Source organism: Streptococcus mitis (assembly GCF_000960005.1).
In the GTDB taxonomy this organism is placed as follows: Bacteria; Bacillota; Bacilli; order Lactobacillales; family Streptococcaceae; genus Streptococcus; species Streptococcus mitis_CK.
This window is the reverse complement of the sequence record NZ_JYGP01000002.1, coordinates 900,954-924,533: the sequence shown is the minus strand read 5'-3', so window position 1 is coordinate 924,533 and position 23,580 is coordinate 900,954. Positions and strand designations below refer to the sequence as shown.

At 40.7% G+C, this 23,580-nt stretch carries 24 protein-coding genes and 2 riboswitches; of the genes, 20 read left to right on the top strand and 4 right to left on the bottom strand.

Annotated features, from left to right (window positions below; translation table 11 throughout):
• The first annotated feature begins 149 nt into the window (after window positions 1-149).
• The 9 genes from typA to pyrE all read left to right on the top strand — a co-directional run bounded on the left by typA (window position 150) and on the right by pyrE (window position 10,783).
• A complete protein-coding gene (typA, locus tag TZ90_RS05950) occupies window positions 150-1,991 on the top strand; it encodes a translational GTPase TypA (protein ID WP_000164111.1) in 1,842 nt (613 codons plus the stop codon).
• Between the two features lie 19 nt (window positions 1,992-2,010).
• The gene (locus TZ90_RS05945; protein ID WP_000262672.1) at window positions 2,011-2,265 is read left to right on the top strand and encodes a DUF3165 family protein; all 255 of its coding nucleotides are present in this window, start codon (window positions 2,011-2,013) and stop codon (window positions 2,263-2,265) included.
• 474 nt (window positions 2,266-2,739) lie between these two features.
• Complete coding sequence (locus TZ90_RS05940; protein WP_045611988.1) at window positions 2,740-4,761, top strand: bacteriocin-associated integral membrane family protein; 2,022 nt, start codon at window positions 2,740-2,742, stop codon at window positions 4,759-4,761.
• A 1-nt stretch (window position 4,762) separates the two neighbouring features.
• Window positions 4,763-5,404, top strand: a complete 642-nt coding sequence (locus tag TZ90_RS05935) for an ABC transporter ATP-binding protein (RefSeq protein ID WP_000571283.1) — start codon at window positions 4,763-4,765, stop codon at window positions 5,402-5,404.
• A 103-nt stretch (window positions 5,405-5,507) separates the two neighbouring features.
• Window positions 5,508-6,860 (top strand): UDP-N-acetylmuramoyl-L-alanine--D-glutamate ligase, encoded by a 1,353-nt coding sequence (gene murD / locus TZ90_RS05930; RefSeq protein WP_045611986.1) that lies wholly within the window; start codon window positions 5,508-5,510, stop codon window positions 6,858-6,860.
• Between the two features lies 1 nt (window position 6,861).
• The gene (locus TZ90_RS05925; RefSeq protein ID WP_045611985.1) at window positions 6,862-7,920 is read left to right on the top strand and encodes a UDP-N-acetylglucosamine--N-acetylmuramyl-(pentapeptide) pyrophosphoryl-undecaprenol N-acetylglucosamine transferase; all 1,059 of its coding nucleotides are present in this window, start codon (window positions 6,862-6,864) and stop codon (window positions 7,918-7,920) included.
• 9 nt (window positions 7,921-7,929) lie between these two features.
• On the top strand, window positions 7,930-9,183 hold the full coding sequence (locus TZ90_RS05920; RefSeq protein ID WP_045611983.1) for a cell division protein FtsQ/DivIB: 1,254 nt from the start codon (window positions 7,930-7,932) through the stop codon (window positions 9,181-9,183).
• Window positions 9,184-9,415: 232 nt separating this feature from the next.
• On the top strand, window positions 9,416-10,117 hold the full coding sequence (pyrF, locus tag TZ90_RS05915; RefSeq protein ID WP_045611982.1) for an orotidine-5'-phosphate decarboxylase: 702 nt from the start codon (window positions 9,416-9,418) through the stop codon (window positions 10,115-10,117).
• A gap of 33 nt (window positions 10,118-10,150) precedes the next feature.
• Window positions 10,151-10,783, top strand: a complete 633-nt coding sequence (pyrE, locus tag TZ90_RS05910) for an orotate phosphoribosyltransferase (protein ID WP_045611980.1) — start codon at window positions 10,151-10,153, stop codon at window positions 10,781-10,783.
• Window positions 10,784-10,959: 176 nt separating this feature from the next.
• Here pyrE and TZ90_RS05905 read toward each other — a convergent pair whose 3' ends face one another.
• From TZ90_RS05905 to TZ90_RS05890, 4 genes are read right to left on the bottom strand one after another with little or no spacing between them, the layout of a single operon-like run.
• Window positions 10,960-11,826, bottom strand: coding sequence for a cysteine ABC transporter substrate-binding protein (locus TZ90_RS05905; RefSeq protein WP_045611979.1), 867 nt, complete (start codon window positions 11,824-11,826; stop codon window positions 10,960-10,962).
• An 11-nt stretch (window positions 11,827-11,837) separates the two neighbouring features.
• Entirely contained in the window at window positions 11,838-12,596 is a 759-nt protein-coding gene (locus TZ90_RS05900) for an amino acid ABC transporter ATP-binding protein (protein WP_045611977.1), read from the bottom strand.
• The gene (locus tag TZ90_RS05895) at window positions 12,597-13,274 is read right to left on the bottom strand and encodes an amino acid ABC transporter permease (RefSeq protein WP_045611976.1); all 678 of its coding nucleotides are present in this window, start codon (window positions 13,272-13,274) and stop codon (window positions 12,597-12,599) included.
• Window positions 13,234-13,914, bottom strand: a complete 681-nt coding sequence (locus tag TZ90_RS05890) for an amino acid ABC transporter permease (RefSeq protein ID WP_045611974.1) — start codon at window positions 13,912-13,914, stop codon at window positions 13,234-13,236. Before TZ90_RS05890 ends, TZ90_RS05895 begins: the two co-directional genes overlap by 41 nt.
• A 215-nt stretch (window positions 13,915-14,129) precedes the next feature.
• Between TZ90_RS05890 and lctO the strand changes: the two genes are divergently transcribed.
• From lctO to thiE (TZ90_RS05835), 11 genes are all read left to right on the top strand, one after another.
• Complete coding sequence (gene lctO, locus TZ90_RS05885) at window positions 14,130-15,266, top strand: L-lactate oxidase (RefSeq protein WP_000120723.1); 1,137 nt, start codon at window positions 14,130-14,132, stop codon at window positions 15,264-15,266.
• 161 nt (window positions 15,267-15,427) lie between these two features.
• Window positions 15,428-15,516, top strand: a riboswitch (TPP riboswitch).
• Window positions 15,517-15,733: 217 nt separating this feature from the next.
• A complete protein-coding gene (locus TZ90_RS05880; RefSeq protein ID WP_045611973.1) occupies window positions 15,734-16,402 on the top strand; it encodes a TenA family protein in 669 nt (222 codons plus the stop codon).
• Between the two features lie 128 nt (window positions 16,403-16,530).
• Window positions 16,531-17,313, top strand: a complete 783-nt coding sequence (gene thiM / locus TZ90_RS05875; protein ID WP_045611972.1) for a hydroxyethylthiazole kinase — start codon at window positions 16,531-16,533, stop codon at window positions 17,311-17,313.
• 1 nt (window position 17,314) lies between these two features.
• Window positions 17,315-17,944: a thiamine phosphate synthase gene (gene thiE, locus TZ90_RS05870; RefSeq protein WP_045611971.1), complete on the top strand. Its 630-nt coding sequence runs from the start codon at window positions 17,315-17,317 to the stop codon at window positions 17,942-17,944.
• A gap of 115 nt (window positions 17,945-18,059) precedes the next feature.
• Window positions 18,060-18,148, top strand: a riboswitch (TPP riboswitch).
• Window positions 18,149-18,304: 156 nt separating this feature from the next.
• Entirely contained in the window at window positions 18,305-18,865 is a 561-nt protein-coding gene (locus tag TZ90_RS05865) for an ECF transporter S component (protein WP_004256198.1), read from the top strand.
• Window positions 18,866-20,251: an ATP-binding cassette domain-containing protein gene (locus TZ90_RS05860; protein ID WP_045611970.1), complete on the top strand. Its 1,386-nt coding sequence runs from the start codon at window positions 18,866-18,868 to the stop codon at window positions 20,249-20,251.
• Window position 20,252: 1 nt separating this feature from the next.
• Window positions 20,253-20,903 carry an energy-coupling factor transporter transmembrane component T gene (locus TZ90_RS05855; RefSeq protein WP_045611969.1) on the top strand — a complete coding sequence of 217 codons (651 nt, stop codon included), beginning with the start codon at window positions 20,253-20,255 and terminating at the stop codon, window positions 20,901-20,903.
• Window positions 20,904-20,913: 10 nt separating this feature from the next.
• Entirely contained in the window at window positions 20,914-21,606 is a 693-nt protein-coding gene (gene tenA, locus TZ90_RS05850; RefSeq protein WP_045611967.1) for a thiaminase II, read from the top strand.
• A 4-nt stretch (window positions 21,607-21,610) separates the two neighbouring features.
• On the top strand, window positions 21,611-22,135 hold the full coding sequence (thiW, locus tag TZ90_RS05845) for an energy coupling factor transporter S component ThiW (protein ID WP_045611965.1): 525 nt from the start codon (window positions 21,611-21,613) through the stop codon (window positions 22,133-22,135).
• A complete protein-coding gene (thiM, locus tag TZ90_RS05840) occupies window positions 22,135-22,938 on the top strand; it encodes a hydroxyethylthiazole kinase (RefSeq protein ID WP_045611964.1) in 804 nt (267 codons plus the stop codon). Before thiW ends, thiM (TZ90_RS05840) begins: the two co-directional genes overlap by 1 nt.
• Window positions 22,931-23,563 (top strand): thiamine phosphate synthase, encoded by a 633-nt coding sequence (gene thiE, locus TZ90_RS05835; protein ID WP_045611962.1) that lies wholly within the window; start codon window positions 22,931-22,933, stop codon window positions 23,561-23,563. Before thiM (TZ90_RS05840) ends, thiE (TZ90_RS05835) begins: the two co-directional genes overlap by 8 nt.
• Window positions 23,564-23,580 lie beyond the last annotated feature (17 nt).

Here is a 23,580-nt window from a genome sequence, read left to right as displayed (position 1 = left end):
TTATCATAAGTCGCTTGCTTTGAAAAGGCTTGACGTGAAAAGAAAAGCGGAGTGAAAACATTTACACTTGCTTGAATTATGTTATTTACTTGAAATTATGGTATAATCGTTCAGTTAGAAAATAAATTTTGAATATTATAGAGGAAATCATGACAAAATTAAGAGAAGATATCCGTAACATTGCGATTATCGCCCACGTTGACCACGGTAAAACAACCCTCGTTGACGAATTATTGAAACAATCAGAAACGCTTGATGCACGTACTGAATTGGCAGAACGTGCTATGGACTCAAACGATATCGAAAAAGAGCGTGGAATTACCATCCTTGCTAAAAATACAGCCGTTGCCTATAACGGAACTCGTATCAATATCATGGACACACCAGGACACGCAGACTTTGGTGGAGAAGTTGAGCGTATCATGAAAATGGTTGACGGTGTTGTCTTGGTCGTAGATGCCTACGAAGGAACCATGCCACAAACTCGTTTCGTATTGAAAAAAGCTTTGGAGCAAGACCTTGTCCCAATCGTGGTTGTTAACAAAATCGATAAGCCATCAGCTCGTCCAGCGGAAGTAGTGGATGAAGTATTGGAACTTTTCATCGAGCTTGGTGCAGATGACGACCAGCTTGATTTCCCAGTGGTGTATGCTTCAGCTATTAACGGAACTTCTTCATTGTCAGATGATCCAGCTGACCAAGAAGCGACTATGGCACCAATCTTTGACACAATTATCGACCATATCCCAGCTCCAGTAGATAACTCAGATGAGCCTTTGCAGTTCCAAGTGTCACTTTTGGACTACAATGACTTCGTTGGTCGTATCGGTATTGGTCGTGTCTTCCGTGGTACAGTTAAGGTTGGGGACCAAGTTACCCTTTCTAAACTTGACGGCACAACTAAAAACTTCCGTGTTACAAAACTCTTCGGTTTCTTTGGTTTGGAACGTCGTGAAATCCAAGAAGCCAAAGCAGGTGACTTGATTGCCGTTTCAGGTATGGAAGATATCTTTGTCGGTGAAACTATTACTCCGACAGATGCAGTAGAAGCTCTTCCAATCCTACACATCGATGAGCCAACTCTTCAAATGACTTTCTTGGTCAACAACTCACCATTTGCTGGTAAAGAAGGTAAATGGGTAACTTCTCGTAAGGTAGAAGAACGCTTGCAGGCAGAATTGCAAACAGACGTTTCCCTCCGTGTTGACCCAACTGATTCACCAGATAAATGGACTGTTTCAGGACGTGGAGAATTGCACTTGTCAATCCTTATCGAAACAATGCGTCGTGAGGGTTATGAACTTCAAGTATCTCGTCCAGAAGTTATCGTAAAAGAAATTGACGGTGTTAAGTGTGAACCATTTGAACGTGTTCAAATCGACACTCCAGAAGAATACCAAGGTTCTGTTATCCAAAGCCTTTCTGAACGTAAGGGTGAAATGTTGGATATGATTTCAACTGGTAATGGTCAAACTCGTTTGGTCTTCCTTGTTCCAGCGCGTGGGTTGATCGGTTACTCAACTGAGTTCTTGTCAATGACTCGTGGTTACGGTATCATGAACCATACCTTCGACCAATACTTGCCATTGATTCCAGGTGAAATTGGTGGTCGTCACCGTGGTGCCCTTGTTTCTATCGATGCTGGTAAGGCTACAACTTACTCAATCATGTCTATCGAAGAACGTGGTACGATCTTTGTCAACCCAGGTACTGAGGTTTACGAAGGAATGATCATCGGTGAAAACTCTCGTGAGAACGACTTGACAGTTAACATCACTAAGGCGAAACAAATGACCAACGTTCGTTCAGCTACTAAGGACCAAACAGCTGTTATCAAGACACCTCGTATCTTGACCCTTGAAGAGTCTCTTGAGTTCTTGAACGACGATGAGTACATGGAAGTAACGCCTGAGTCTATCCGTTTGCGTAAACAAATCCTTAACAAGGCAGAGCGTGAGAAAGCTAACAAGAAGAAAAAATCAGCTGAATAAGAGCTAGAAAGAGATAAAGATGGTTTATTTAATCATAGGACTCCTCTTATTACTACTCTATGTATTTGCGACACCAGAAAGCATTAAAGGGACAGTCAATATCGTCCTTGTCGTCTTTGCTTTCGTAGCACTCTTGATTTTGCTGATGCTGTCTGTTCTGCAAATCTTTCAGCTACCGACAGAATTCTTTATCGCAATCGCCATGCTCTTCCTAGCATACTTTAGCTTGCGAGATATTACCCTCATGTCGGTTAGTAAAAACAAAAGAAGATAAAAAGAGAGCTTTGGCTCTCTTTTTTTGTAGAAATTTGACAATAGTTTGAATTGCCTTTTACTATAACATCATCTCTTTTGCTTGTAAAGTATGAAGGCGAAAACTGGAATAAAATCCTCTAATGTCTTCTATTTTTTAGGAAATTATAAAACTTCATTACTAATGATATCTTAGTAAGATATGTTGATAGATTATATAAAAAGTGATATACTTAAGTAAAAAGAAATCGTTTTCAAAACGAGGAAGGATTAAATTTATACTCAATGAAAATCAAAGAGCAAACTAGGAAACTAGCCGCAGGCTGTACTTGAGTACGGCAAGGCGACGTTGACGCGGTTTGAATTTGATTTTTGAAGAGTATTATTGTCTTGTTGTTCAGGGTGTGATTGATTAAACTAGGAAAATAATTCTAAGAATTGATAAAACATTCAATCTTTGTTCTATAGGGTTATTCTCTTATACAAGGAGTCTACTATGAAGAAACTATTCATATTATTATCAACTTTTTTTCTCAGCTTCTTTCTTGCTTGGATTATTGTCTTACGTGCGCCACAATATTTATATGCAAGCTATGATTCCGTCTCCTTACTTCGTGTCAAAAAAGATACTCAAGAGCCGACGCGTGAGGTATTTGAACAGGAATTGGAGAAGTTTGTAAACTCTGAACAGAGTTTAATAGCTAGGAGAATTGTAGAGCCGAGTAAGGATGGGACGACTCACTTTACTTATGCAACTTATGGTCAGGGAACTTTACCAAAAGAATTCCAAGAAGCTAGTCAAGAAAGTCGTGAACGTAGTGATCCACTAAATAGTTATCTCCTTTTGTCAGGCTCCTTGACGAAAGAAAAGCTTGCCGATAAATTAGGAGATTTGGGTTATAAAGCAATTCCTGACCGAAAGACACCGCCCTATACTCTTGCTTTTAGAATGTTACTAATTCCCCTTATTTTAATTAGTTTAGCAATATTTGGCTTATCTTTCTTTGCTCTGGTGATTATTACTCGGATTAAGGAAATGAGAGCAGCAGGTATAAAACTCTTTTCTGGTCAGACTCTCTTATCCATCATGGGGCATTCTTTATCTACTGATATCAAATGGCTCCTTCTATCAGCCCTCCTTTCCTTCCTAGGTGGGGGAGTCGTTCTTTTTAGTCAAGGTTTGTTTTATCCTATCTTGTTAGCCACCTATGGTTTTGGGATTAGTTTCTATCTGTTGTTTTTATTGGCGATTTCAATTTTACTAATGCTTCTTTATCTAATGAGTTTGAGTTACAAAGCATTAGTTCCCGTTATCAAGGGCAGATTACCCCTTAAACGCTTGATGGCTTTAACCCTATTGTGTCAGTTAGTAGCTGTTTTTACAGTAGGCTACGCTGTTAAGACAGGTTTGACGTCTTACCAACGATTGAAAGAACTTGAAATTTCAAAACAAGCATGGCAGGACAGAGCAGACTATTACCAGATTTCCTTTGGCTTAGGTGATAGAGTAAAAGATACAGAAAATCAGAATAAGTGGTATGAATTTTCCAAAGAAGCAGTTGAAAAAGAACAGGCTCTATTTGTAAAAGATAATCTCATTCATTTTGCAAATCCTCAAGGAAAAAGTGAACAGGGAGAGACACTGGATACCTATAGTCCAGATGCTAATGTTCTCTATGTCAGTCCAAGTTATTTGGACAAGGAAAATGTATCTGTAAATGGTGAGACTAGACAGAAACTAGCCCATCTTCAAAAAGGGGAATTTGGACTCTTATTACCAGAACATTTGCGCTCTCGAGAAGCAGAACTTAAGAAAGTTTTTGAAGAAAGATTGAGTTATTATGGAAAATCTGGTGAGGAGGCAAGTGCTCCTTTAGAGTATGAAATGAGAGCGATTGTTAGCTATCTTCCAACTGGAGAAAAGCGGTTTGTTTATAATAACGGTGAGAATCCCGTATCCACTCAGTATTTGACTGATCCGATTTTAGTTGTATTTACTCCAACATCTACAGGTGATAGTATCATTTCCAAATCTAGTTGGTCTATCAATGCTGGAAAACAACTCTTTATCAAAGGATATGAGAGTGGGCTAGAACTCTTGAAGAAAGCTGGAATTTATGAGCAAGTATCCTACCTTAAAGAAGGAAGAAGTGTTTATCTAACTCGTTATAATGAAGTTCAAACTGAAACAGCAACTTTAATCCTAGGGGCTATTGTTGGAATAGCTAGTTCCTTGTTACTCTTTTATTCTGTCAATCTTCTATATTTCGAGCAATTCCGCCGAGATATCTTGATTAAACGAATTTCAGGTTTACGATTTTTTGAAACACATGCTCAGTATATGGTTAGTCAATTTGCCAGTTTTGTATTTGGTGCTAGTCTCTTTATTTTAAGCAGTCGAGACTTGGTGATTGGCTTGCTCACTTTATTAGTCTTTCTAGCTAGTGCAGTTTTGACGCTTTACCGTCAAGCGCAGAAAGAATCTCGTGTTTCTATGACAATTATGAAAGGAAAATAGGATGATTGAACTAAAGAATATATCTAAAAAATTTGGAAGCCGTCAGCTATTTTCAGATACGAATCTTCATTTTGAAGGTGGGAAAATTTATGCCTTAATTGGGACAAGTGGCTGTGGTAAGACAACACTCTTGAATATGATTGGGCGATTAGAGCCATATGATAAAGGGCAAATCATCTATGATGGTACTTCTCTTAAGGACATCAAGCCTTCTGTTTTCTTTAGAGATTACTTGGGATACTTATTTCAAGATTTTGGCTTAATTGAAAGCCAAACCGTCAAAGAGAACCTCAATCTGGGTTTAGTTGGTAAAAAGTTGAAAGAAAAAGAGAAAATCTCTTTGATGAAACAAGCTCTAAACCGTGTCAACCTCTCTTATTTAGATTTAAAGCAACCTATCTTTGAATTATCAGGAGGAGAAGCACAACGTGTTGCACTAGCGAAGATAATTTTAAAGGATCCACCTTTGATCCTCGCAGATGAACCAACCGCTTCTTTAGACCCCAAAAACTCTGAGGAATTACTTTCTATCCTAGAATCTTTAAAAAATCCGAATCGAACTATTATTATTGCGACCCACAATCCTCTGATTTGGGAGCAAGTGGACCAAGTCATTAGAGTTACCGATTTATCACATAGATGATAAGGTAAAATTCAGTTAGAAGAAAGAGTCACAAACACACTTTGTGGCTTTTTTATTTCCATAAAAATGGTAAAATAGTAAGAGTAGAAATGGAGTTCGAGATATGAAAGTAATAGATCAATTTAAAAATAAGAAAGTCCTTGTTTTAGGTTTGGCCAAGTCTGGTGAATCTGCAGCTCGTTTGTTGGACAAGCTTGGTGCCATTGTGACGGTAAATGATGGGAAACCATTCGAGGACAATCCAGCTGCCCAAAGTTTGCTGGAAGAAGGGATCAAGGTTATCACAGGTGGCCATCCTTTGGAACTCTTGGATGAAGAGTTTGCCCTTATGGTGAAAAATCCAGGTATTCCATACAGTAATCCCATGATTGAAAAAGCTTTGGCCAAGGGAATTCCAGTCTTGACTGAGGTGGAATTGGCTTATTTGATTTCTGAAGCACCGATTGTTGGTATTACTGGTTCAAATGGTAAAACAACCACAACGACTATGATTGGAGACGTTTTGACTGCTGCTGGTCAACATGGTCTTTTATCAGGAAATATCGGCTATCCAGCCAGTCAAGTGGCTCAAACTGCGACAGATAAGGATACGCTTGTCATGGAACTTTCTTCTTTCCAACTCATGGGCATTCAAGAATTCCATCCTGAGATTGCAGTAATTACCAACCTCATGCCAACTCATATCGATTATCATGGTTCTTTTGAGGAATATGTGGCAGCCAAGTGGAATATCCAGAACAAGATGACAGTGGCTGATTTCCTTGTCTTGAACTTTAACCAAGACTTGGCAAAAGAATTGGCTACTAAAACACAAGCTACAGTTGTACCATTCTCAACACAGGAAAAGGTTGATGGAGCTTATTTGGAAGATGGTCAGCTCTACTTCCGTGGGGAAGTGGTCATGGCAGCGAATGAAATCGGAGTTCCAGGTAGCCACAATGTGGAAAATGCCCTTGCGACGATTGCTGTAGCCAAGCTTCGTGGTGTGGACAACCAAACCATCAAAGAAACTCTTTCAGCCTTTGGTGGTGTCAAACACCGTCTCCAATTTGTGGATGAAATCAAGGGTGTCAAATTTTATAATGATAGCAAGTCAACCAATATCTTAGCAACTCAAAAAGCCTTGTCAGGATTTGACAACAGCAAGGTCGTCTTGATTGCAGGTGGTTTGGACCGTGGTAATGAGTTTGACGAATTGGTTCCAGACATTACTGGACTCAAGAAGATGGTCATCCTCGGTCAGTCTGCAGAACGTGTTAAACGGGCAGCAGACAAGGCTGGTGTGGCATATGTGGATGCGACTGATATTGCAGATGCGACCCGCAAGGCTTACGAGCTTGCAACTCAAGGAGATGTAGTCCTTCTCAGTCCTGCCAATGCCAGCTGGGATATGTATGCTAACTTTGAAGTACGTGGCGACCTCTTTATCGACACAGTAGCGGAGTTAAAGGAATAATATGAAAAAAATTGTCTTTACAGGTGGGGGGACGGTTGGACACGTTACTCTCAACCTTTTGTTGATGCCCAAGTTCATCGAAGATGGCTGGGAAGTCCACTATATCGGGGACAAGCGTGGTATCGAACACCAAGAAATCCTTAAGTCAGGTTTGGATGTCACCTTCCACTCCATTGCGACTGGAAAATTGCGTCGTTATTTCTCTTGGCAAAATATGCTGGATGTCTTCAAAGTTGGTTGGGGAATTGTCCAATCTCTCTTTATTATGTTGCGACTTCGTCCACAGGCCCTTTTTTCAAAGGGAGGCTTTGTCTCTGTGCCGCCTGTGATCGCAGCGCGTGTATCAGGAGTGCCTGTCTTTATTCACGAATCTGACCTATCTATGGGCTTGGCCAATAAAATCGCCTATAAATTTGCAACTAAGATGTATTCAACCTTTGAGCAAGCTTCAAGTTTGGCTAAGGTCGAGCATGTGGGAGCAGTGACAAAGGTTTCAGACCAAAACACTCCGGAACCCGATGAATTGGTGGATATTCAAACTCACTTTAATCCCAAATTGCCAACAGTATTGTTTGTTGGTGGTTCTGCAGGCGCTCGTGTCTTTAACCAATTGGTGACAGACCATAAGAAAGAACTGACAGAGCGCTACAATATTATCAATTTAACTGGAGATTCTAGCCTGAATGAGTTGAGCCAAAATCTCTTTCGTGTTGACTATGTGACCAATCTCTATCAACCCTTGATGGAATTGGCTGATATTGTTGTGACACGTGGTGGTGCCAATACGATTTTTGAGCTCTTAGCCATGGCAAAATTACATGTTATTGTGCCACTTGGTCGTGAAGCTAGTCGTGGAGACCAGATTGAAAATGCGGCTTACTTTGTAAAAAAAGGCTATGCAGAAGAGCTTCAAGAAAGCGATTTGACCTTGGACAGTTTAGAAGAGAAGCTTTCTCACTTACTAAGCCACAAGGAAGACTATCAAGCGAAGATGAAGGTTTCTAAGGAATTGAAATCTCTAGCAGATTTTTATCAATTGTTGAAAAAAGATTTATCATAAGGAAAGTAAATGTCAAAAGATAAGAAAAAAGAGGGCAAAGAAATCCTCGAAGAATTTAAAGAGTTATCAGAATGGCAGAAACGAAATCAGGAATATCTAAAAAAGAAGGCTGAAGAAGAGGCGGCCCTAGCTGAGGAGAAGGAAAAGGAAAGACAAGCTCGAATGGCTTCGAAATCTGAAAAGTCAGATGCAACCGAGGACCAGGAGAGTGAATCTGATCCAAAAGACCCAAAATCAGCTAAGGATGATACTGAAGAAAAAGCAGAAGAGTCAGAAGACGTCAAAAAAGAAATATCCAAAGAAAAATCAAAGTCTAAAGAGACAGAGAAAGAGGATAAACGGGAGAAAAAGGCAGAGAAAAAGCCTGTAAAGGAAAAACCGGTCAAACCGAAAATTCCAGGAGTTCATATCTGGCGGGCTATCTCGATTTTGTTTCTCAGTCTGCTTTTATTGGCTGTCTCTGCCTACTTGCTCAGCCCTTATGCGACCATGAAGGATATTCGTGTTGAGGGAACAGTGCAAACTACAGCTGATGATATTCGACAGGCTTCAGGCATTCAGGATTCGGATTATACGATTAACCTTCTGCTAGACAAGGCAAAATATGAAGAGCAGATCAAGTCTAACTATTGGGTTGAATCAGCTCAGCTTGTCTATCAATTTCCAACCAAGTTTACTATCAAGGTTAAGGAATATGATATTGTGGCCTACTATGTTTCTGGAGAAAGTCATTATCCAATCCTTTCAAGCGGTCAGCTTGAGACCAGTTCGGTGAGTTTGGTGAGTCTGCCAGAAACTTATATATCAGTTCTCTTTAATGACAGCGAACAAATCAAGACCTTTACGTCAGAACTTGCTCAAATTAGTCCAGAACTCAAGGCGGCTATCCAGAAGGTGGAATTAGCCCCAAGCAAGGTCACATCAGATTTAATTCGATTGACTATGAATGATTCGGACGAAGTTTTGGTTCCCCTTTCTGAAATGAGTAAGAAACTGCCATATTACAGTAAGATTAAGCCACAATTGTCAGAACCGAGTGTGATTGACATGGAAGCTGGAATTTACAGTTACACTGTGGCGGATAAATTAATTATGGAAGCTGAGGAAAAGGCCAAACAAGAGGCCAAGGAAGCTGAGAAGAAACAAAAAGAGGAAGAGAAGAAAAGACTGGAAGAACAGCAGAATAAATTGGAAGAAGAGAAGAAAAAATTGGAGGAAGAGAGCAATCGAAATCAAACAAGTCAGCGTTCATCGCGTCGCTAGGTTTAGCTTTTTTTCTATAGCTCTTTAGTGACCATGTTTTTACTTGACAAGTGCTAGTAGAAATAATAGAATAGTAAAAAACCTTTAAAGCAGTCCAGAGAGGCAGCTAAGGTTAGACGGTGAAAGGGTGGAGACTACCCATTTTTCGTGGAACCTTGCTGTTGGCAGGTTCCTTTTTTCGTGGCTTCTTGTGGCCAGACTCTCTCACTAGCAAAGGTAAAAGGAGAAACCTATGCGAGAACATCGTCCAGTTATTGCTCTTGATTTTCCTAGTTTTGAGGCGGTCAAGGAATTTTTAGCTCTTTTCCCAGTAGAAGAAAGCCTTTATCTAAAGGTAGGGATGGAGCTTTATTACGCAACGGGGCCTGAGATTATTTCCTATTTAAAAAACTTGGGACATAGCGTCTTTCTTGATCTTAAACTTCATGACATTCCCAATACAGTCAAGTCAGCCATGAAGGTTTTGTCTCAGCTTGGTGTGGATATGACCAATGTTCATGCAGCTGGTGGTGTAGAGATGATGAAGGCTGCGCGTGAAGGTCTTGGAAGTCAAGCCAAATTGATCGCTGTCACTCAGCTCACATCAACCTCAGAAGCTCAGATGAAGGATTTTCAAAATATCCAAACCAGTCTGCAGGAGTCAGTGATTCATTATGCCAAGAAGACGGCTGAAGCGGGATTAGATGGTGTTGTTTGCTCGGCTCAGGAAGTGCAACTCATCAAGCAGGCCACCAATCCAGATTTTATCTGTCTGACACCGGGCATTCGTCCAGCAGGTGCTGCAGTTGGAGACCAAAAACGCGTGATGACACCTGCTGATGCCTATCAAATCGGTAGTGACTATATCGTAGTGGGACGTCCCATTACCCAAGCTGAGAATCCTGTTGCAGCTTATCATGCCATCAAGGATGAATGGACACAGGACTGGAATTAAAGAACTAGATTAGAAAAACAAAAGGAGAAGACCATGACACTTGCTAAAGATATCGCTAGCCACCTCTTGAAAATTCAAGCAGTTTACCTCAAACCAGAGGAGCCTTTCACTTGGGCATCTGGTATCAAGTCACCGATTTACACTGATAATCGTGTGACACTAGCCTATCCAGAAACTCGTAACTTAATTGAAAATGGTTTTGTGGATGCTATCAAAGAAGCATTTCCTGAGGTTGAGGTGATTGCAGGAACTGCGACAGCAGGGATTCCTCACGGAGCCATCATTGCTGATAAGATGAATCTGCCATTTGCCTACATCCGTAGCAAACCAAAAGACCACGGTGCTGGTAATCAAATCGAAGGTCGGGTAAATCAAGGTCAAAAAATGGTAGTGGTTGAAGATCTTATTTCAACAGGTGGTTCTGTTCTTGAAGCCGTAGCCGCAGCCAAGCGAGAAGGAGCAGATGTGCTTGGTGTAGTAGCAATTTTCAGTTACCAATTGCCAAAAGCAGATAAGAACTTCTCAGATGCAGGTGTCAAACTTGTGACGCTTTCTAACTACAGTGAATTGATTCATCTAGCCCAAGAAGAAGGTTACATCACACCAGAAGGACTCGACCTTCTAAAACGATTTAAAGAAGACCAAGAAAATTGGCAAAATGCCTAAAACATAGAAAATCAGGTACTCACTAGGATTACCTGATTTCATTTTGTGATTTCATTGAATATTATACTCAATGAAAATCAAAGAGCAAACTAGGAAGCTTGCCGCAGGTTGCTCAAAGCACAGCTTTGAGGTTGTAGATAAAGCTGACGTGGTTTGAATTTGATTTTCGAAGAGTATTAGTCGACTTTTCCACCTTCAACAACCAGGTCATCTGCTTTAGCAGCGTCACCGTAGGTTGGGTGAAGTGTTTTTTCATAGGCCTTGTGGAAGAAGTTTTCCTTACCTAATTTTTCAATATCTTTATTGATGAAGTCTAGCAATTCTTGGTTGCCTTTTTGAACTGCTGCTGCAATGGTATCTGGATTACCGAGGGAAGTAATTCCTACTTCAAATCCTTTGTTTTCAAGCGCCCAAGCTAGGACTTCCGTATTGTCAGTTGAAAAGGCATCTCCACGTCCGTCAAGAAGGGCTTGGTAGGCATCGCTATATTGGTCATATTTTTGGAGTTTTACTTCTGGGTGATTTTTCTCAAAATAAGTTTCAGCAGTTGTTCCTTTTGTGACAATCAAGGTTTTGCCTTCTAATTCTTTAACGTCTTTGATGACTTTATCTTTTGGTGACACAACACCGAGTGATACTTTCATGTATGGAAGGGCAAAATCAACTTGTTTCTTGCGTTCGTCAGTCACTGTAAAGTTGGCAAGAGTAATATCTACCTTGTTTGAAATCAAGTATTCCGCACGGTTGGCAGCATCGACTGAAACGTATTTGACCTTGACACCAAGGTCTTGGGCTAATTGGTTCCCAAGTTCAATATCGTAACCTTGGTAAGAACCGTCATTGTCAACGTAACCAAACGGTTTTTTATCTCCAAATACGGCGATTCGTAGCTCACCGCTTTTTTTGATTTCATCGATTGTGCGAGCCTTGGCAGTGGTTTTACCTGATGATGCACCACCATTTCCACCTGAGCTACAAGCTGTGACAAAGATAAGGGCGAAGGCAAGTGCCAAAACAGTTAAGAGTGGTTTGAATAGTTTCATAAGAATCTCCTTTATAGATATGAGCCAAATTGGCTAAAGTCAAAGACGTTTAAAAATTCCTGAGCTCGTTTGGTTTGAGGATTGGTAAAGAAGGCTTGAGCTGTTCCTTCTTCAGCGATTTTCCCTTGGTCGAGGAAGATAATCCGATCGGCAATTGCTTGGGCAAACTGCATTTCATGGGTTACTAAAATCATGGTACGGCCTTCTTGGGCCAAATCATTGATCAGTTCCAGCACCTCACGCACCATTTCTGGATCCAGCGAAGCAGTCACTTCGTCAAAGAGGATAATTTCTGGGTGCATGAGGAGGGCACGGACAATTGCAACCCGTTGCTTCTGTCCACCAGACAATTGACGAGCAAAGCTATGTTGTTTGTCTAGCAAACCGACACGGTCTAGTAATTGCAAAGCTTCCTCTGTCACTTCTTTCATGTTCCTTCCCTGAGCCTTGATAGGGCCTAGGATGAGGTTTTGTAGGACATCCAGATGGGGAAAGAGTTCATAGCTTTGAAAGACCATGCCAATCTTTTGGCGAACTAGGTGAAAGTCTTTTTTATTTTCAACTATAGACTGACCATCCAGAAGAATATCTCCACCTTGAATACTTTCTAAGCCATTGAGGCAACGAAGGAGGGTACTTTTCCCACAACCGGATGGTCCTAGGATGACCACAACTTCTCCTTTTTTGATTTGTAGGGATAGACCTTGGAGGATGGGATTGTCTCCGAAGGATTTTTTTAGTTCCTTGATTTCTAAAATAGTTTCAGACATTTAGTTCCTCCAATGTTTTTCTAGGTGAGTGGATAGTTTGGAAATAGGGAAACAGACTGCGAAATACAAGACTAGAATGGTTCCATAAATCCAGAAGGAAGCAGTTGGGATGGTCAGGCGATTGCTATCGATGATTTGTTGTCCAACCTTTGTAACCTCAACAACCCCTATCAAAACAACCAAGGAAGTGGTTTTAATCATCCGAGTAACCAGATTGATAGCCTGCGGTAGCAATCTTCTCAAGACCTGTGGGATGATGATGTGGTAGTAAAGCTGAACGTTTGTCAAACCTAGTGCCTGTCCACTTTCAAACTGATGCTTAGGGAGGGAAGTGATGGCTCCACGGACCAAGTCCCCCATTTCAGCTGTTCCCCAGAGGGTGAAAACGATAATAGCAGAAGTCTCACCTGAGATATTGATATTAAAGTTTCGAGCCAAGCCAAAGTAAACGATGAAGAGTAGCACCAGTTGGGGCATGATACGGATGAATTCCAGATACAATCGTGTTAAAAATCGTATGATTCTAGAATGGGAGGTCATGATGATTCCCATGACTGTCCCGAATATCATGGATAAGAGGACAGATAGGATGGATATCCCAATCGTAACGCTCAATCCCTGTAAGATTCTCAGGAGATTATTTCCCTGAAAGAGTACTTGGATTCCCGAATCCTGCATGGCGGAGCCTCCTTTCTATCCAGCTAAAGACCAGTGAGATGGGGAGCAACATGATAAGGTAAGCAACTACCAACATAGTTAGCGCAATGTCTGTCTCATAATAGAGTCCAATCAAGTCCTTGGCGACGTACATGAGGTCGGCCAAAGCTACTGCTGAGAAAACAGAGGTTTCCTTGATGAGGAAAATGACATTGGCACTAAAAGACGGTAGGGCCACCGCTGTTGCTTGCGGAAGAACTACATAGCGAAAGACCTGCACAGGTGTCAGACCGATTGCTAATCCAATCTCCTGCTGGGTTTGACTGACGGCTTCCAGCCCACTTCGGAAAGATTCTGCCATATAGGAGCCTCCTAAAAAGACCAGTCCTAAAGCGGCACAGACTTCTGAAGATAGGACAATCCCTATTTGGGGAAGTCCGAAGTAGAGAAAGAAGAGTTGAATCAAAAGGGGCGTATTACGTGACAATTCAATATAGGCTGTCGCTACTTGCGCCAAAACAGGGATTCGATAATGTCGGATGATACTAACGATTAAACCGAGCAGAAAGGATCCCAGAATTCCCCAAACTGCAATATGCAAGGTTAGAAAGAATGCCTTTTGATATAGTGGTAGATATTGTTCAACAATGGACCAATCCAAAAATAGAACCTCCCATCTAGAAATAATACAGTTATTGTAGCACTTAAAATCTTCTTTGGATAATATCTATTTTTTATTGCCGTTATAAGGATTTTTTATCATAGACATAAAATTTCTGAAATTTACAAACAAAATATTTGAAAAGTTTTGAAAAAAGAGTTAAGATATTTTTGTAATATACAAAGTAAACGCTTACTTATTAAGGAGGGCATTTTATGTCATACAAAACAAGCAATGCAGAAGGTCATGTAGATTTCATCAATACCTATGATTTGGAGCCAATGGCGCAACAAGTTATTCCTAAAGCAGCATTTGGCTATATCGCTAGTGGGGCGGAAGATACTTTCACTTTGCGTGAGAATATTCGTGCCTTTAACCACAAACTCATCGTTCCTCATACACTTTGCAATGTAGAAAATCCAAGTACAGAGATTGAATTTGCAGGCGAAAAATTATCTTCACCAATCATTATGGCGCCTGTTGCGGCTCATAAATTGGCAAATGAACAGGGTGAAGTGGCGACTGCGCGTGGTGTGCATGAGTTTGGTTCCCTCTATACAACCAGTTCCTACTCTACTGTCGATCTTCCAGAAATTACAGAAGCCCTTCAAGGGACACCTCATTGGTTCCAATTTTACTTTAGTAAGGATGATGGCATTAACCGCCACATTATGGACCGTGTGAAGGCTGAAGGCTACAAAGCGATTGTATTGACTGCAGATGCAACTGTAGGAGGCAATCGTGAGGTGGACAAGCGTAATGGTTTTGTCTTCCCAGTTGGCATGCCGATTGTTGAAGAATACCTGCCAGAAGGTGCTGGAAAATCAATGGACTTTGTTTACAAATCAGCTAAACAACGCTTGTCTCCACGTGATGTAGAATTCATCGCTGAATACTCAGGACTTCCTGTTTATGTCAAGGGACCACAATGCCGTGAGGACGTTGAACGTTCGCTTGCTGCAGGTGCCTCTGGTATCTGGGTAACCAACCACGGTGGCCGTCAAATCGACGGTGGGCCAGCTGCCTTTGACTCACTTCAAGAAGTAGCAGAAGCAGTTGACAAACGCGTACCAATCGTCTTTGACTCAGGTATTCGTCGTGGTCAACACGTCTTTAAAGCTTTGGCTTCAGGAGCAGACTTGGTAGCTATTGGCCGCCCTGTTATCTATGGCTTGGCCCTTGGTGGTAGTGTCGGTGTACGCCAAGTCTTTGAACACTTGAATGCAGAATTGAAGACAGTTATGCAGTTATCTGGAACTCAGACCATTGAAGATGTCAAACACTTCAAACTCCGTCACAACCCATACAACCCAACCTTCCCAGTTGACCCACGCGACTTAAAATTGTATTGATAAAAAGATTGCCTCCACTGAATGTGGAGGTTTTTGTTTGTGTTTTGAACGTTTTGTTTTAATAAAGGGAAATCGTATCAAAATCTATATAAATATATTTTTCAGTCAAATATCTTGCTAGGGCTTTCATTTTTTGCTATACTGGTGCAGTAATTAAATAATAAAGACATTTGGGGTGCTTTAAGCTGAGATGATACCCATTGAACCTGATACAGTTAAGACTGGCGAAGGGAAATGTGAACAGTTTTTTTCGTATAGCGAAATGAACGATCTAATCTTGTAAGTCAACTCTAATTCTCGATTGTAATTGGAGTTTTTTTTGTTTATACAAACTGGATAGGCTTGTTTAGGTAGCTCTCTGCAAATGCCCTCGATGTTCTTTAAAAGTATCAGGTGGAATTACGATTTTGCTTGGTATCTCTTGATATTTTATTGATTACTAAGGAGTAAAGAAAGGAAAAATAAATATGGAAACACAAGACTATGCATTTGAGTCAGGTTTGACCGTTGGAGAATTATTAAAAAGCAGTCAGAAGGATTGGCAGGCTGCAATCAATCATCGTTTTGTTAAGGAACTTTTTGCGGGGACAATTGAGAATAAGGTCTTAAAAGACTACCTAATTCAAGATTATCACTTCTTTGATGCCTTCTTATCCATGCTGGGTGCCTGCGTAGCCCACGCAGACCAGCTTGAATCCAAGCTTCGTTTTGCCAAGCAACTAGGCTTTCTTGAAGCAGATGAAGACGGTTATTTCCAGAAGGCTTTCAAAGAGTTAAAAGTATCTGAGAATGATTATCTGGAAGTGACCTTGCATCCTGTAACAAAAGCCTTTCAGGATCTAATGTATTCGGCAGTGGATTCATCAAACTATGCCCATCTTTTGGTCATGCTGGTCATTGCAGAAGGTCTCTATTTAGACTGGGGTTCTAAAGATTTGGCTCTACCTGAAGCCTACATTCATTCGGAATGGATTAATCTCCACAGAGGTCCTTTCTTTGCAGAGTGGGTTCAATTTCTGGTTGATGAACTCAATCGTGTTGGGAAAGGTCTAGAAGATTTGACAGAACTTCAGCAACGCTGGAACCAAGCAGTCGCTTTAGAATTAGCCTTTTTTGATATTGGCTATGACGCCTAGTGAAGGTTTAGGATATTTACAAATTTGATGAGGTAAATCATTCAATGTAAATGAAAAAATTTCTTAACGAAAGATAGAAATAAATCGAAATCAGTAGATCGTATAAAGTGAAAAGGAAGGATTTCAATATGACAAGTTTAAAATTATTAAAAGAAAAAGCACCTTTGATCATTTGCATAACCAACGATGTAGTAAAAAATTTCACAGCAAATGGATTAGTAGCACTGGGTGCATCACCAGCCATGAGTGAGTTTCCAGCAGATTTAGAGGATTTGTTAAAGTATGCTGGTGGTTTATTAATAAACATAGGAACATTGACAGATGAAAATTGGAAATTATACCAAGCTGCTCTGAAAATTGCAGAGAAATATAATGTCCCAGCAGTTTTAGATCCTGTAGCCTGTGGAGCAGGAGAATATAGAAAAAAAGTAGCAGATGATCTAATCAATAATTACAAACTGGCAGCGATTAGGGGAAATGCTGGCGAGATTGCCTCTTTAGTAGGAATAAATGTGGCATCTAAAGGAGTAGATAGTGCAGGCGTAGATAATATTGACGAAATTGCTCTAGCAGCAAATGAGAAGTTCAATATTCCAATAGTAGTAACAGGTGAAGTGGATGCTATTGCGGTAAATGGAGAAGTGGTAACGATTCATAATGGTAGTGCCATGATGCCAAAAGTTATTGGAACTGGATGTTTATTAGGGGCAGTGGTAGCAAGCTTTATCGGACTAGAAAAAGGTCAAGAATTGAAATCATTAGAAACAGCAATGTTGGTTTACAATATCGCTGGAGAAATGGCAGAAAAACGTCCAAATGGAGATCTTCCTGGAACATTTAAAGTTGAATTTATAAATGCCTTATACGAGATTACAGATGAAGATGTAAAGAAATTCAAAAGAGTGAAGTAAGATGTTTCAAAAAGAATTACTAAAACTATATTTTATTTGTGGAACGACTACTTGCCAGGGAAAAGATCTATATAGAGTCGTTGAGGAAGCCTTAAAAGGTGGTATAACCTTATTTCAATTCCGTGAAAAAGGTGAGGGGGCCCTGGAAGGTAAAGAAAAAGTCGAATTAGCAATTAAACTACAGGATCTTTGTAAAAAATACAATGTTCCGTTTGTTGTTAATGATGATATTGATTTGGCGATGGAAATTGACGCTGATGGCGTACATGTAGGACAAGATGACCTTGGAGTTGATGAAATTAGAAAATTGATGCCAGATAAAATAATTGGTCTTTCTATAAAAAACGAGGAAGAATTTCAACAATCAAAAGTTGAATATGTAGATTATGTCGGTGTTGGTCCTGTATTTGATACCCAGTCAAAGGATGATGCTGGTGGTGCTATAGGTTATGAAGGTCTTAAATTGATGCGGACACTATTGCCACAAATGCCCTTAGTTGCAATTGGTGGGATACAGACGAAACATATTAAAGACATTATGAAGACCAATGTTGACGGTGTTTCAATCATTTCAGCAATATCGTATGCAAAAAATATAGAAAAAACTGTTCGAGAAATGAGTGAACAATAGGTATCGATCTAACCAAAGAAAGATCTGCTGTATTTGTGAGTGCAAGGTTGTATTTCCAGTTCAATTTCTTGAAATGGGAAAAATCGTTTGTTATAATATTTATATAATTAAATAATAAAGACATTTGGGGTGCTTTAGGCTGAGATGATACCCATTGAACCTGATACAGTTAAGACTGGCGAAGGGAAATGTGAAATGGTTTTGTTTTTATAGAAACTAACCATCTAATCTTGTAAGCTGAACTCTAATTTCTATCTGTAATTAGAGTTTTTTCTTTTACGAAACTGGATGAAGATGATACAAAGCATTTAGGTAAATCTCCTTGAATGCCCCACTTTTCTTTAAAAAAGGAGTTTTTTTATGTTGAAAAAATGGCAGTTAAAAGATGTTATCTTACTTGCTTTCTTGTCTATCTTTTTTGGTGGCGTTTTTGTGGGATCAGGCTATCTGTTTGATATCCTCACTCTGATTTTAGCCCCTCTTGGTTTGCAGGCCTTTGCCAATGAAATCCTCTTTGGTCTCTGGTGTATGGCTGCACCCATTGCGGCCATCTTTGTTCCAAGAGTGGGAAGTGCAACGATTGGAGAAGTGCTAGCTGCGCTTGCTGAAGTCCTTTATGGTAGCCAATTCGGTCTAGGTGCCCTTTTGTCTGGCTTGGTTCAAGGTTTGGGAAGTGAACTTGGTTTTATCGTAACCAAGAATCGCTATGAAAGTTGGCTCTCTCTAACTGCCAATAGTATTGGGATTACGCTTGTTAGCTTTGTCTATGAATACATTAAGTTAGGATATTACGCATTTTCCCTTCCTTTTGTGCTTTCCTTGTTTGTGGTGCGCTTTATTTCTGTCTTTTTCTTCTGTGCTATCTTAGTTCGTGCCATTGTCAAACTTTATCATCAGTTTGCAGCTGGAGGAAAAGCATAGATGGGGCTGGAACTACGAGCGATTCAGTCCCCAATCTTCTCTGAGCCGATTGATTTTACTTTTCATGCGCAAGCCTTTACCTTGTTAGTTGGGAGCAGTGGTTCAGGAAAATCGAGTCTCTTTCAAATGATTGCCCAAGTCAGTTCTCTTCCCTATAGCGGTCAAGTCCTGATAAATGGGAGCGAGGTCAGTCAGCTTTCTATCATCGAACGTGTCCAGACGGTTGGTATTCTCTTTCAAAATCCCAATCATCAATTTACCATGGAGAACTTGTTTGAGGAGCTGATTTTTACCTTGGAAAATATTGGGCATCCCGTTCAGGAAATTGATTCTAAAATAGCAGAGGTTGTCCAGCAATGTCGCTGCAAGGCGATTTTGCACCGTCCAATTCATCACTTATCAGGTGGGGAAAAGCAAAAGGCTGCTTTGGCTGTTCTCTTTGCTATGAATCCTAGGGTCTATCTCTTGGATGAGCCCTTCGCTTCCATTGATCGCAAGAGTAGGATAGAGATATTGGAGATTCTAAAAGAGTTGGTTTCTGATGGGAAGACAGTTATTTTGTGCGACCATGATTTATCTGATTATGAAGCCTATATTGACCATATGGTGGAGCTAAGAGACGGACAACTAAGGAAAATAAATCAAATCCCTGCCTCTGAAATGACACAGGCTGTTTCAAAGGAGGTTGCTTCTAGCCCAGAACTATTCCATATGGACCGAATCACTTGTGAGCTGGAACATCGCCCCCTCTTTTCAATTGCGGATTTTACATTCTACCAAGGAGTCTCCTGTATCTTGGGTGATAATGGTGTCGGGAAATCAACCCTCTTTCGGTCTATTCTTCAATTTCAAAAGTATAAAGGACGAATTACCTGGAAGGAGACAGTCCTGAAAAAGAAAAAGAGTTTGTATCGTGACCTGACGGGTGTTGTTCAGGAAGCTGAGAAGCAGTTTATCAGAGCCAGTCTGCGAGAAGAGCTGCAATTAGATGGACCTGATTCTGAAAGAAATCAGCGGATACTCCAAGCTTTACGATATTTTGATCTGGAGCAGGCTCTTGATAAGAGTCCCTATCAATTAAGTGGTGGCCAGCAAAAGATTCTTCAGCTCTTGACCATCTTGACCAGCAAGGCTTCTGTGATTTTACTAGATGAACCTTTTGCTGGTTTGGATGATAGAGCCTGCCATTATTTTTGTCAGTGGATTGTGGAGGAGAGAAATCAAGGAAGAAGTTTTTTGATCATTAGCCATCGTTTAGATCCTTTGATCTCTGTGGTTGATTATTGGATTGAGATGACTAGTCAGGGTCTCAGTCATGTGAAAGAAGTGACAATTACCAAACCACTCACATCTCAGAGTAGCAATACTCAAGGGGAGGTGAGATAGTATGGTCAAAGTAGCAACCCAGACACCGATTATCAGTCTCTTCTTGCTAATTTTATCGCTGGAAACATCTTTCATTCCTTCGATTGCTCTTAATCTCTCGGTAGTTGCATTTTGTATTCTCTTTATGCTCTATTACCGTCGATTTAAAGTATTGGCTTGGATGATTCTGCTCGCCATTTTGCCATCCTTGGCCAACTACTGGGCAGTTCAGTTACATGGAGATGCTTCGCAGGCAGTCATGCTTGGAACGAGGGCTTTTGTGACCGTTTGTATTGGTCTTGTCTTTGTTTCCTCTATTTCCCTAAAAGAGCTTCTCTTGTACTTGGCTCAAAAGGGGTTATCACGCTCTTGGTCCTATGCCTTGATTGTGGTATTCAATTCCTTCCCCCTCATTCAGCAAGAAATCAAGTCTCTCAAGGAAGCTTGCCTATTACGCGGTCAAGAACTGCATTTTTGGTCTCCCTTGATTTACAGCAAGGTTCTGATGACAGTCTTTAGATGGCGCCATCTTTACCTGAGAGCCCTATCGGCGCATGGATATGACGAACATGCACAGGTGGAGAATCGCTATCGGACTTTTTATATTCCTCAAAGGACAATATTCATCTACCTGCTTTTCTTTTTATTGCTTCAAACCAGTCTATTTTTATAAAGGAGTTATTATGGAATTTACAGATATTGCGATGGAATTATCCAAGGAAGCTTGGCAGGCCTCCTTTCATCATCCCTTTGTATTACAGTTACAAGAGGGAAATTTAGACCTGTCCATCTTTCGCTATTACTTGATTCAGGATGCCTACTATTTGAAGGCCTTCTCAGAAGCCTATCACCTCTTGGCTGATAAGACTTCAAACCAAGAGATGAAAAGACTCTTGAAACAAAATGCTCAGAGTCTAGTGGAAGGTGAGTTATTTATCCGCCAACAATTTTTCAAGGAATTGGAAATCAGCGATCAGGAAATGGAGCAACATCCAATCGCTCCAACTTGTTATCATTACATTTCGCACATTTATCGTCAATTTGCAGAGCCCAACCTAGCCATCGCTTTTGCAAGCTTGCTGCCTTGTCCTTGGTTATATCATGATATAGGCAAATCACTTAATCTTAAACCATCACCAAATCCTCTCTACCAACAATGGATTGAAACTTATATTACGGATGAGTTAGAGCAACAGATCAGAGAGGAGGGAGCGCTGGTTAATCAACTCTATCGAGAAAGTGATGAGACAGACAGGAAAAAAATGCTAGATGCCTTCCACATCAGTGTTCATATGGAAGCTAAGTTTTGGGAAATGGCCTACCAACACCAGACATGGAAGAGCGATTTACAGTCTTTAGAAACAGGAGAAGAATAGAAATATGAGAAACCACCAATTACAGGTTCACAAATTAACCATTTTATCCATGATGATTGCCCTTGATGTAGTTCTTACGCCTATCTTTCGGATTGAGGGAATGGCACCGATGTCCAGTGTAGTCAATATTCTAGCAGGAATCATGATGGGACCTGTTTATGCCTTGGCTATGGCTACAGTGACAGCCTTTATCCGTATGACGACTCAAGGGATTCCGCCTTTAGCTCTCACAGGAGCAACTTTTGGAGCCCTTCTAGCAGGTCTCTTTTATAAGTATGGTCGAAAATTTCATTATTCCGCTCTAGGAGAAATTTTGGGAACAGGTATTATTGGTTCTATTGTTTCCTATCCTGTTATGGTACTTTTTACAGGATCAGCTGCTAAGCTTAGCTGGTTTATCTACACGCCTCGATTTTTCGGAGCAACCTTGATTGGTACAGCGATTTCCTTTATTGCCTTTCGATTTTTAATCAAGCAGGAATTCTTTAAAAAAGTGCAAGGATATTTCTTTGCTGAAAGGATAGACTGATGCAAGCATTGACAAATCCTTTTCCTATAGGCTATAGTTCCCTAATTCACTGTATTACCAATGAGATTTCTTGTGAGATGCTAGCAAATGGGATTTTGGCTCTGGGATGTAAACCAGTTATGGCAGATGATCCCCGTGAGGTTCTTGATTTTACTAAGCAAAGCCAGGCACTCTTCATCAATTTGGGGCACTTCTCAGCTGAGAAGGAAAAAGCAATCCGTATAGCAGCTTCTTATGCAGCTCAAGTTTCTCTTCCAATGGTAGTAGATGCGGTTGGCGTAACAGCTTCAGTCATTCGGAAGACTTTAGTTAGAGACCTTTTAGACTATAGACCTACGGTCCTTAAAGGAAACATGTCAGAAATCCGAAGTCTTGTTGGCTTAAAACACCACGGGGTTGGGGTCGATGCGAGTGCTAAAGATCAAGAAACTGAGGATTTACTTCAAGTTTTGAAAGACTGGTGTCAGACCTATCCAGGTATGTCATTCTTAGTCACAGGCCCCAAGGACCTCATCGTTTCAGAAAATCAAGTTGCTATACTGGGAAATGGCTGTGCAGAATTAGACTGGATAACAGGGACAGGAGATTTGGTTGGAGCTTTAACAGCTGTTTTTCTCAGCCAAGGAATGACTGGCTTTGAAGCTTCCTGCTTAGCGGTCTCTTATCTCAATATCTCCGCTGAGAGAATTCTTGTTCAAGGAATGGGCTTGGAAGAATTTCGTTATCAAGTTCTCAATCAGCTTTCGCTCCTAAAAAGAGACGAAAATTGGCTAGATGCCATCAAAGGAGACATTTATGAATAGAGAGGCGCTTAGACTGTATCTAGTAACCAATCGCTACCAAGATTCCGTGGAAAGCTTTCTTAAAAAAGTTGAGACGGCTTGCCGTTCAGGGGTTACCATAGTCCAATTACGAGAAAAAAATCTCACAACCAATCAATATTATCAACTGGCAAAAGAAGTCAAGGAAATAACAGATGCCTATCAGGTACCCCTGATAATCGATGATCGTTTGGATGTTTGTCTTGCGGTTGATGCTGCTGGTCTGCATATCGGAGACGATGAACTACCAGTTTCGGTTGCCCGACAAGTCTTGGGCCCTGACAAAATCCTCGGTGTTACAGCTAAAACTGTAAAAAGAGCTCTCGAGGCAGAAGAAGGAGGGGCGAATTACTTGGGGACAGGAGCCATTTTCCCGACTACGACCAAGGAAAATGCGCCTATCACCCTGATTTCAACCTTGAAGACAATTTGCCAAAGGGTCGCTATTCCAGTAGTTGCTATCGGAGGCTTGACATCAGAGAATATTGACCAACTTATCGGCACTGGCATAGCTGGTGTAGCTGTAGTGCGTGATTTGATGCAGGCAGAAGATATAGAGGCAAAAACTCAAGCCTTTTTGACAAAGTTGGATGACATTATTTTCTAATTAATACTCAATGAAAA

What these genes read in the sequence shown, in the direction of transcription:
- TZ90_RS05895 (WP_045611976.1), bottom strand. Translation starts at nt 13,274, where the DNA reads ATGCAGGATTCGGGAATCCAAGTACTCTTTCAGGGAAATAATCTCCTG.
- TZ90_RS05900 (WP_045611977.1), bottom strand. Translation starts at nt 12,596, where the DNA reads ATGTCTGAAACTATTTTAGAAATCAAGGAACTAAAAAAATCCTTCGGA.
- TZ90_RS05855 (WP_045611969.1), top strand. Translation starts at nt 20,253, where the DNA reads ATGGTCAAAGTAGCAACCCAGACACCGATTATCAGTCTCTTCTTGCTA.
- thiM (WP_045611972.1), top strand. Translation starts at nt 16,531, where the DNA reads ATGACAAGTTTAAAATTATTAAAAGAAAAAGCACCTTTGATCATTTGC.
- TZ90_RS05880 (WP_045611973.1), top strand. Translation starts at nt 15,734, where the DNA reads ATGGAAACACAAGACTATGCATTTGAGTCAGGTTTGACCGTTGGAGAA.
- pyrE (WP_045611980.1), top strand. Translation starts at nt 10,151, where the DNA reads ATGACACTTGCTAAAGATATCGCTAGCCACCTCTTGAAAATTCAAGCA.
- thiE (WP_045611971.1), top strand. Translation starts at nt 17,315, where the DNA reads ATGTTTCAAAAAGAATTACTAAAACTATATTTTATTTGTGGAACGACT.
- TZ90_RS05865 (WP_004256198.1), top strand. Translation starts at nt 18,305, where the DNA reads ATGTTGAAAAAATGGCAGTTAAAAGATGTTATCTTACTTGCTTTCTTG.
- thiW (WP_045611965.1), top strand. Translation starts at nt 21,611, where the DNA reads ATGAGAAACCACCAATTACAGGTTCACAAATTAACCATTTTATCCATG.
- TZ90_RS05940 (WP_045611988.1), top strand. Translation starts at nt 2,740, where the DNA reads ATGAAGAAACTATTCATATTATTATCAACTTTTTTTCTCAGCTTCTTT.
- TZ90_RS05920 (WP_045611983.1), top strand. Translation starts at nt 7,930, where the DNA reads ATGTCAAAAGATAAGAAAAAAGAGGGCAAAGAAATCCTCGAAGAATTT.
- TZ90_RS05935 (WP_000571283.1), top strand. Translation starts at nt 4,763, where the DNA reads ATGATTGAACTAAAGAATATATCTAAAAAATTTGGAAGCCGTCAGCTA.
- TZ90_RS05945 (WP_000262672.1), top strand. Translation starts at nt 2,011, where the DNA reads ATGGTTTATTTAATCATAGGACTCCTCTTATTACTACTCTATGTATTT.
- TZ90_RS05905 (WP_045611979.1), bottom strand. Translation starts at nt 11,826, where the DNA reads ATGAAACTATTCAAACCACTCTTAACTGTTTTGGCACTTGCCTTCGCC.
- pyrF (WP_045611982.1), top strand. Translation starts at nt 9,416, where the DNA reads ATGCGAGAACATCGTCCAGTTATTGCTCTTGATTTTCCTAGTTTTGAG.
- TZ90_RS05925 (WP_045611985.1), top strand. Translation starts at nt 6,862, where the DNA reads ATGAAAAAAATTGTCTTTACAGGTGGGGGGACGGTTGGACACGTTACT.
- murD (WP_045611986.1), top strand. Translation starts at nt 5,508, where the DNA reads ATGAAAGTAATAGATCAATTTAAAAATAAGAAAGTCCTTGTTTTAGGT.
- thiM (WP_045611964.1), top strand. Translation starts at nt 22,135, where the DNA reads ATGCAAGCATTGACAAATCCTTTTCCTATAGGCTATAGTTCCCTAATT.
- typA (WP_000164111.1), top strand. Translation starts at nt 150, where the DNA reads ATGACAAAATTAAGAGAAGATATCCGTAACATTGCGATTATCGCCCAC.
- TZ90_RS05860 (WP_045611970.1), top strand. Translation starts at nt 18,866, where the DNA reads ATGGGGCTGGAACTACGAGCGATTCAGTCCCCAATCTTCTCTGAGCCG.
- tenA (WP_045611967.1), top strand. Translation starts at nt 20,914, where the DNA reads ATGGAATTTACAGATATTGCGATGGAATTATCCAAGGAAGCTTGGCAG.
- lctO (WP_000120723.1), top strand. Translation starts at nt 14,130, where the DNA reads ATGTCATACAAAACAAGCAATGCAGAAGGTCATGTAGATTTCATCAAT.
- thiE (WP_045611962.1), top strand. Translation starts at nt 22,931, where the DNA reads ATGAATAGAGAGGCGCTTAGACTGTATCTAGTAACCAATCGCTACCAA.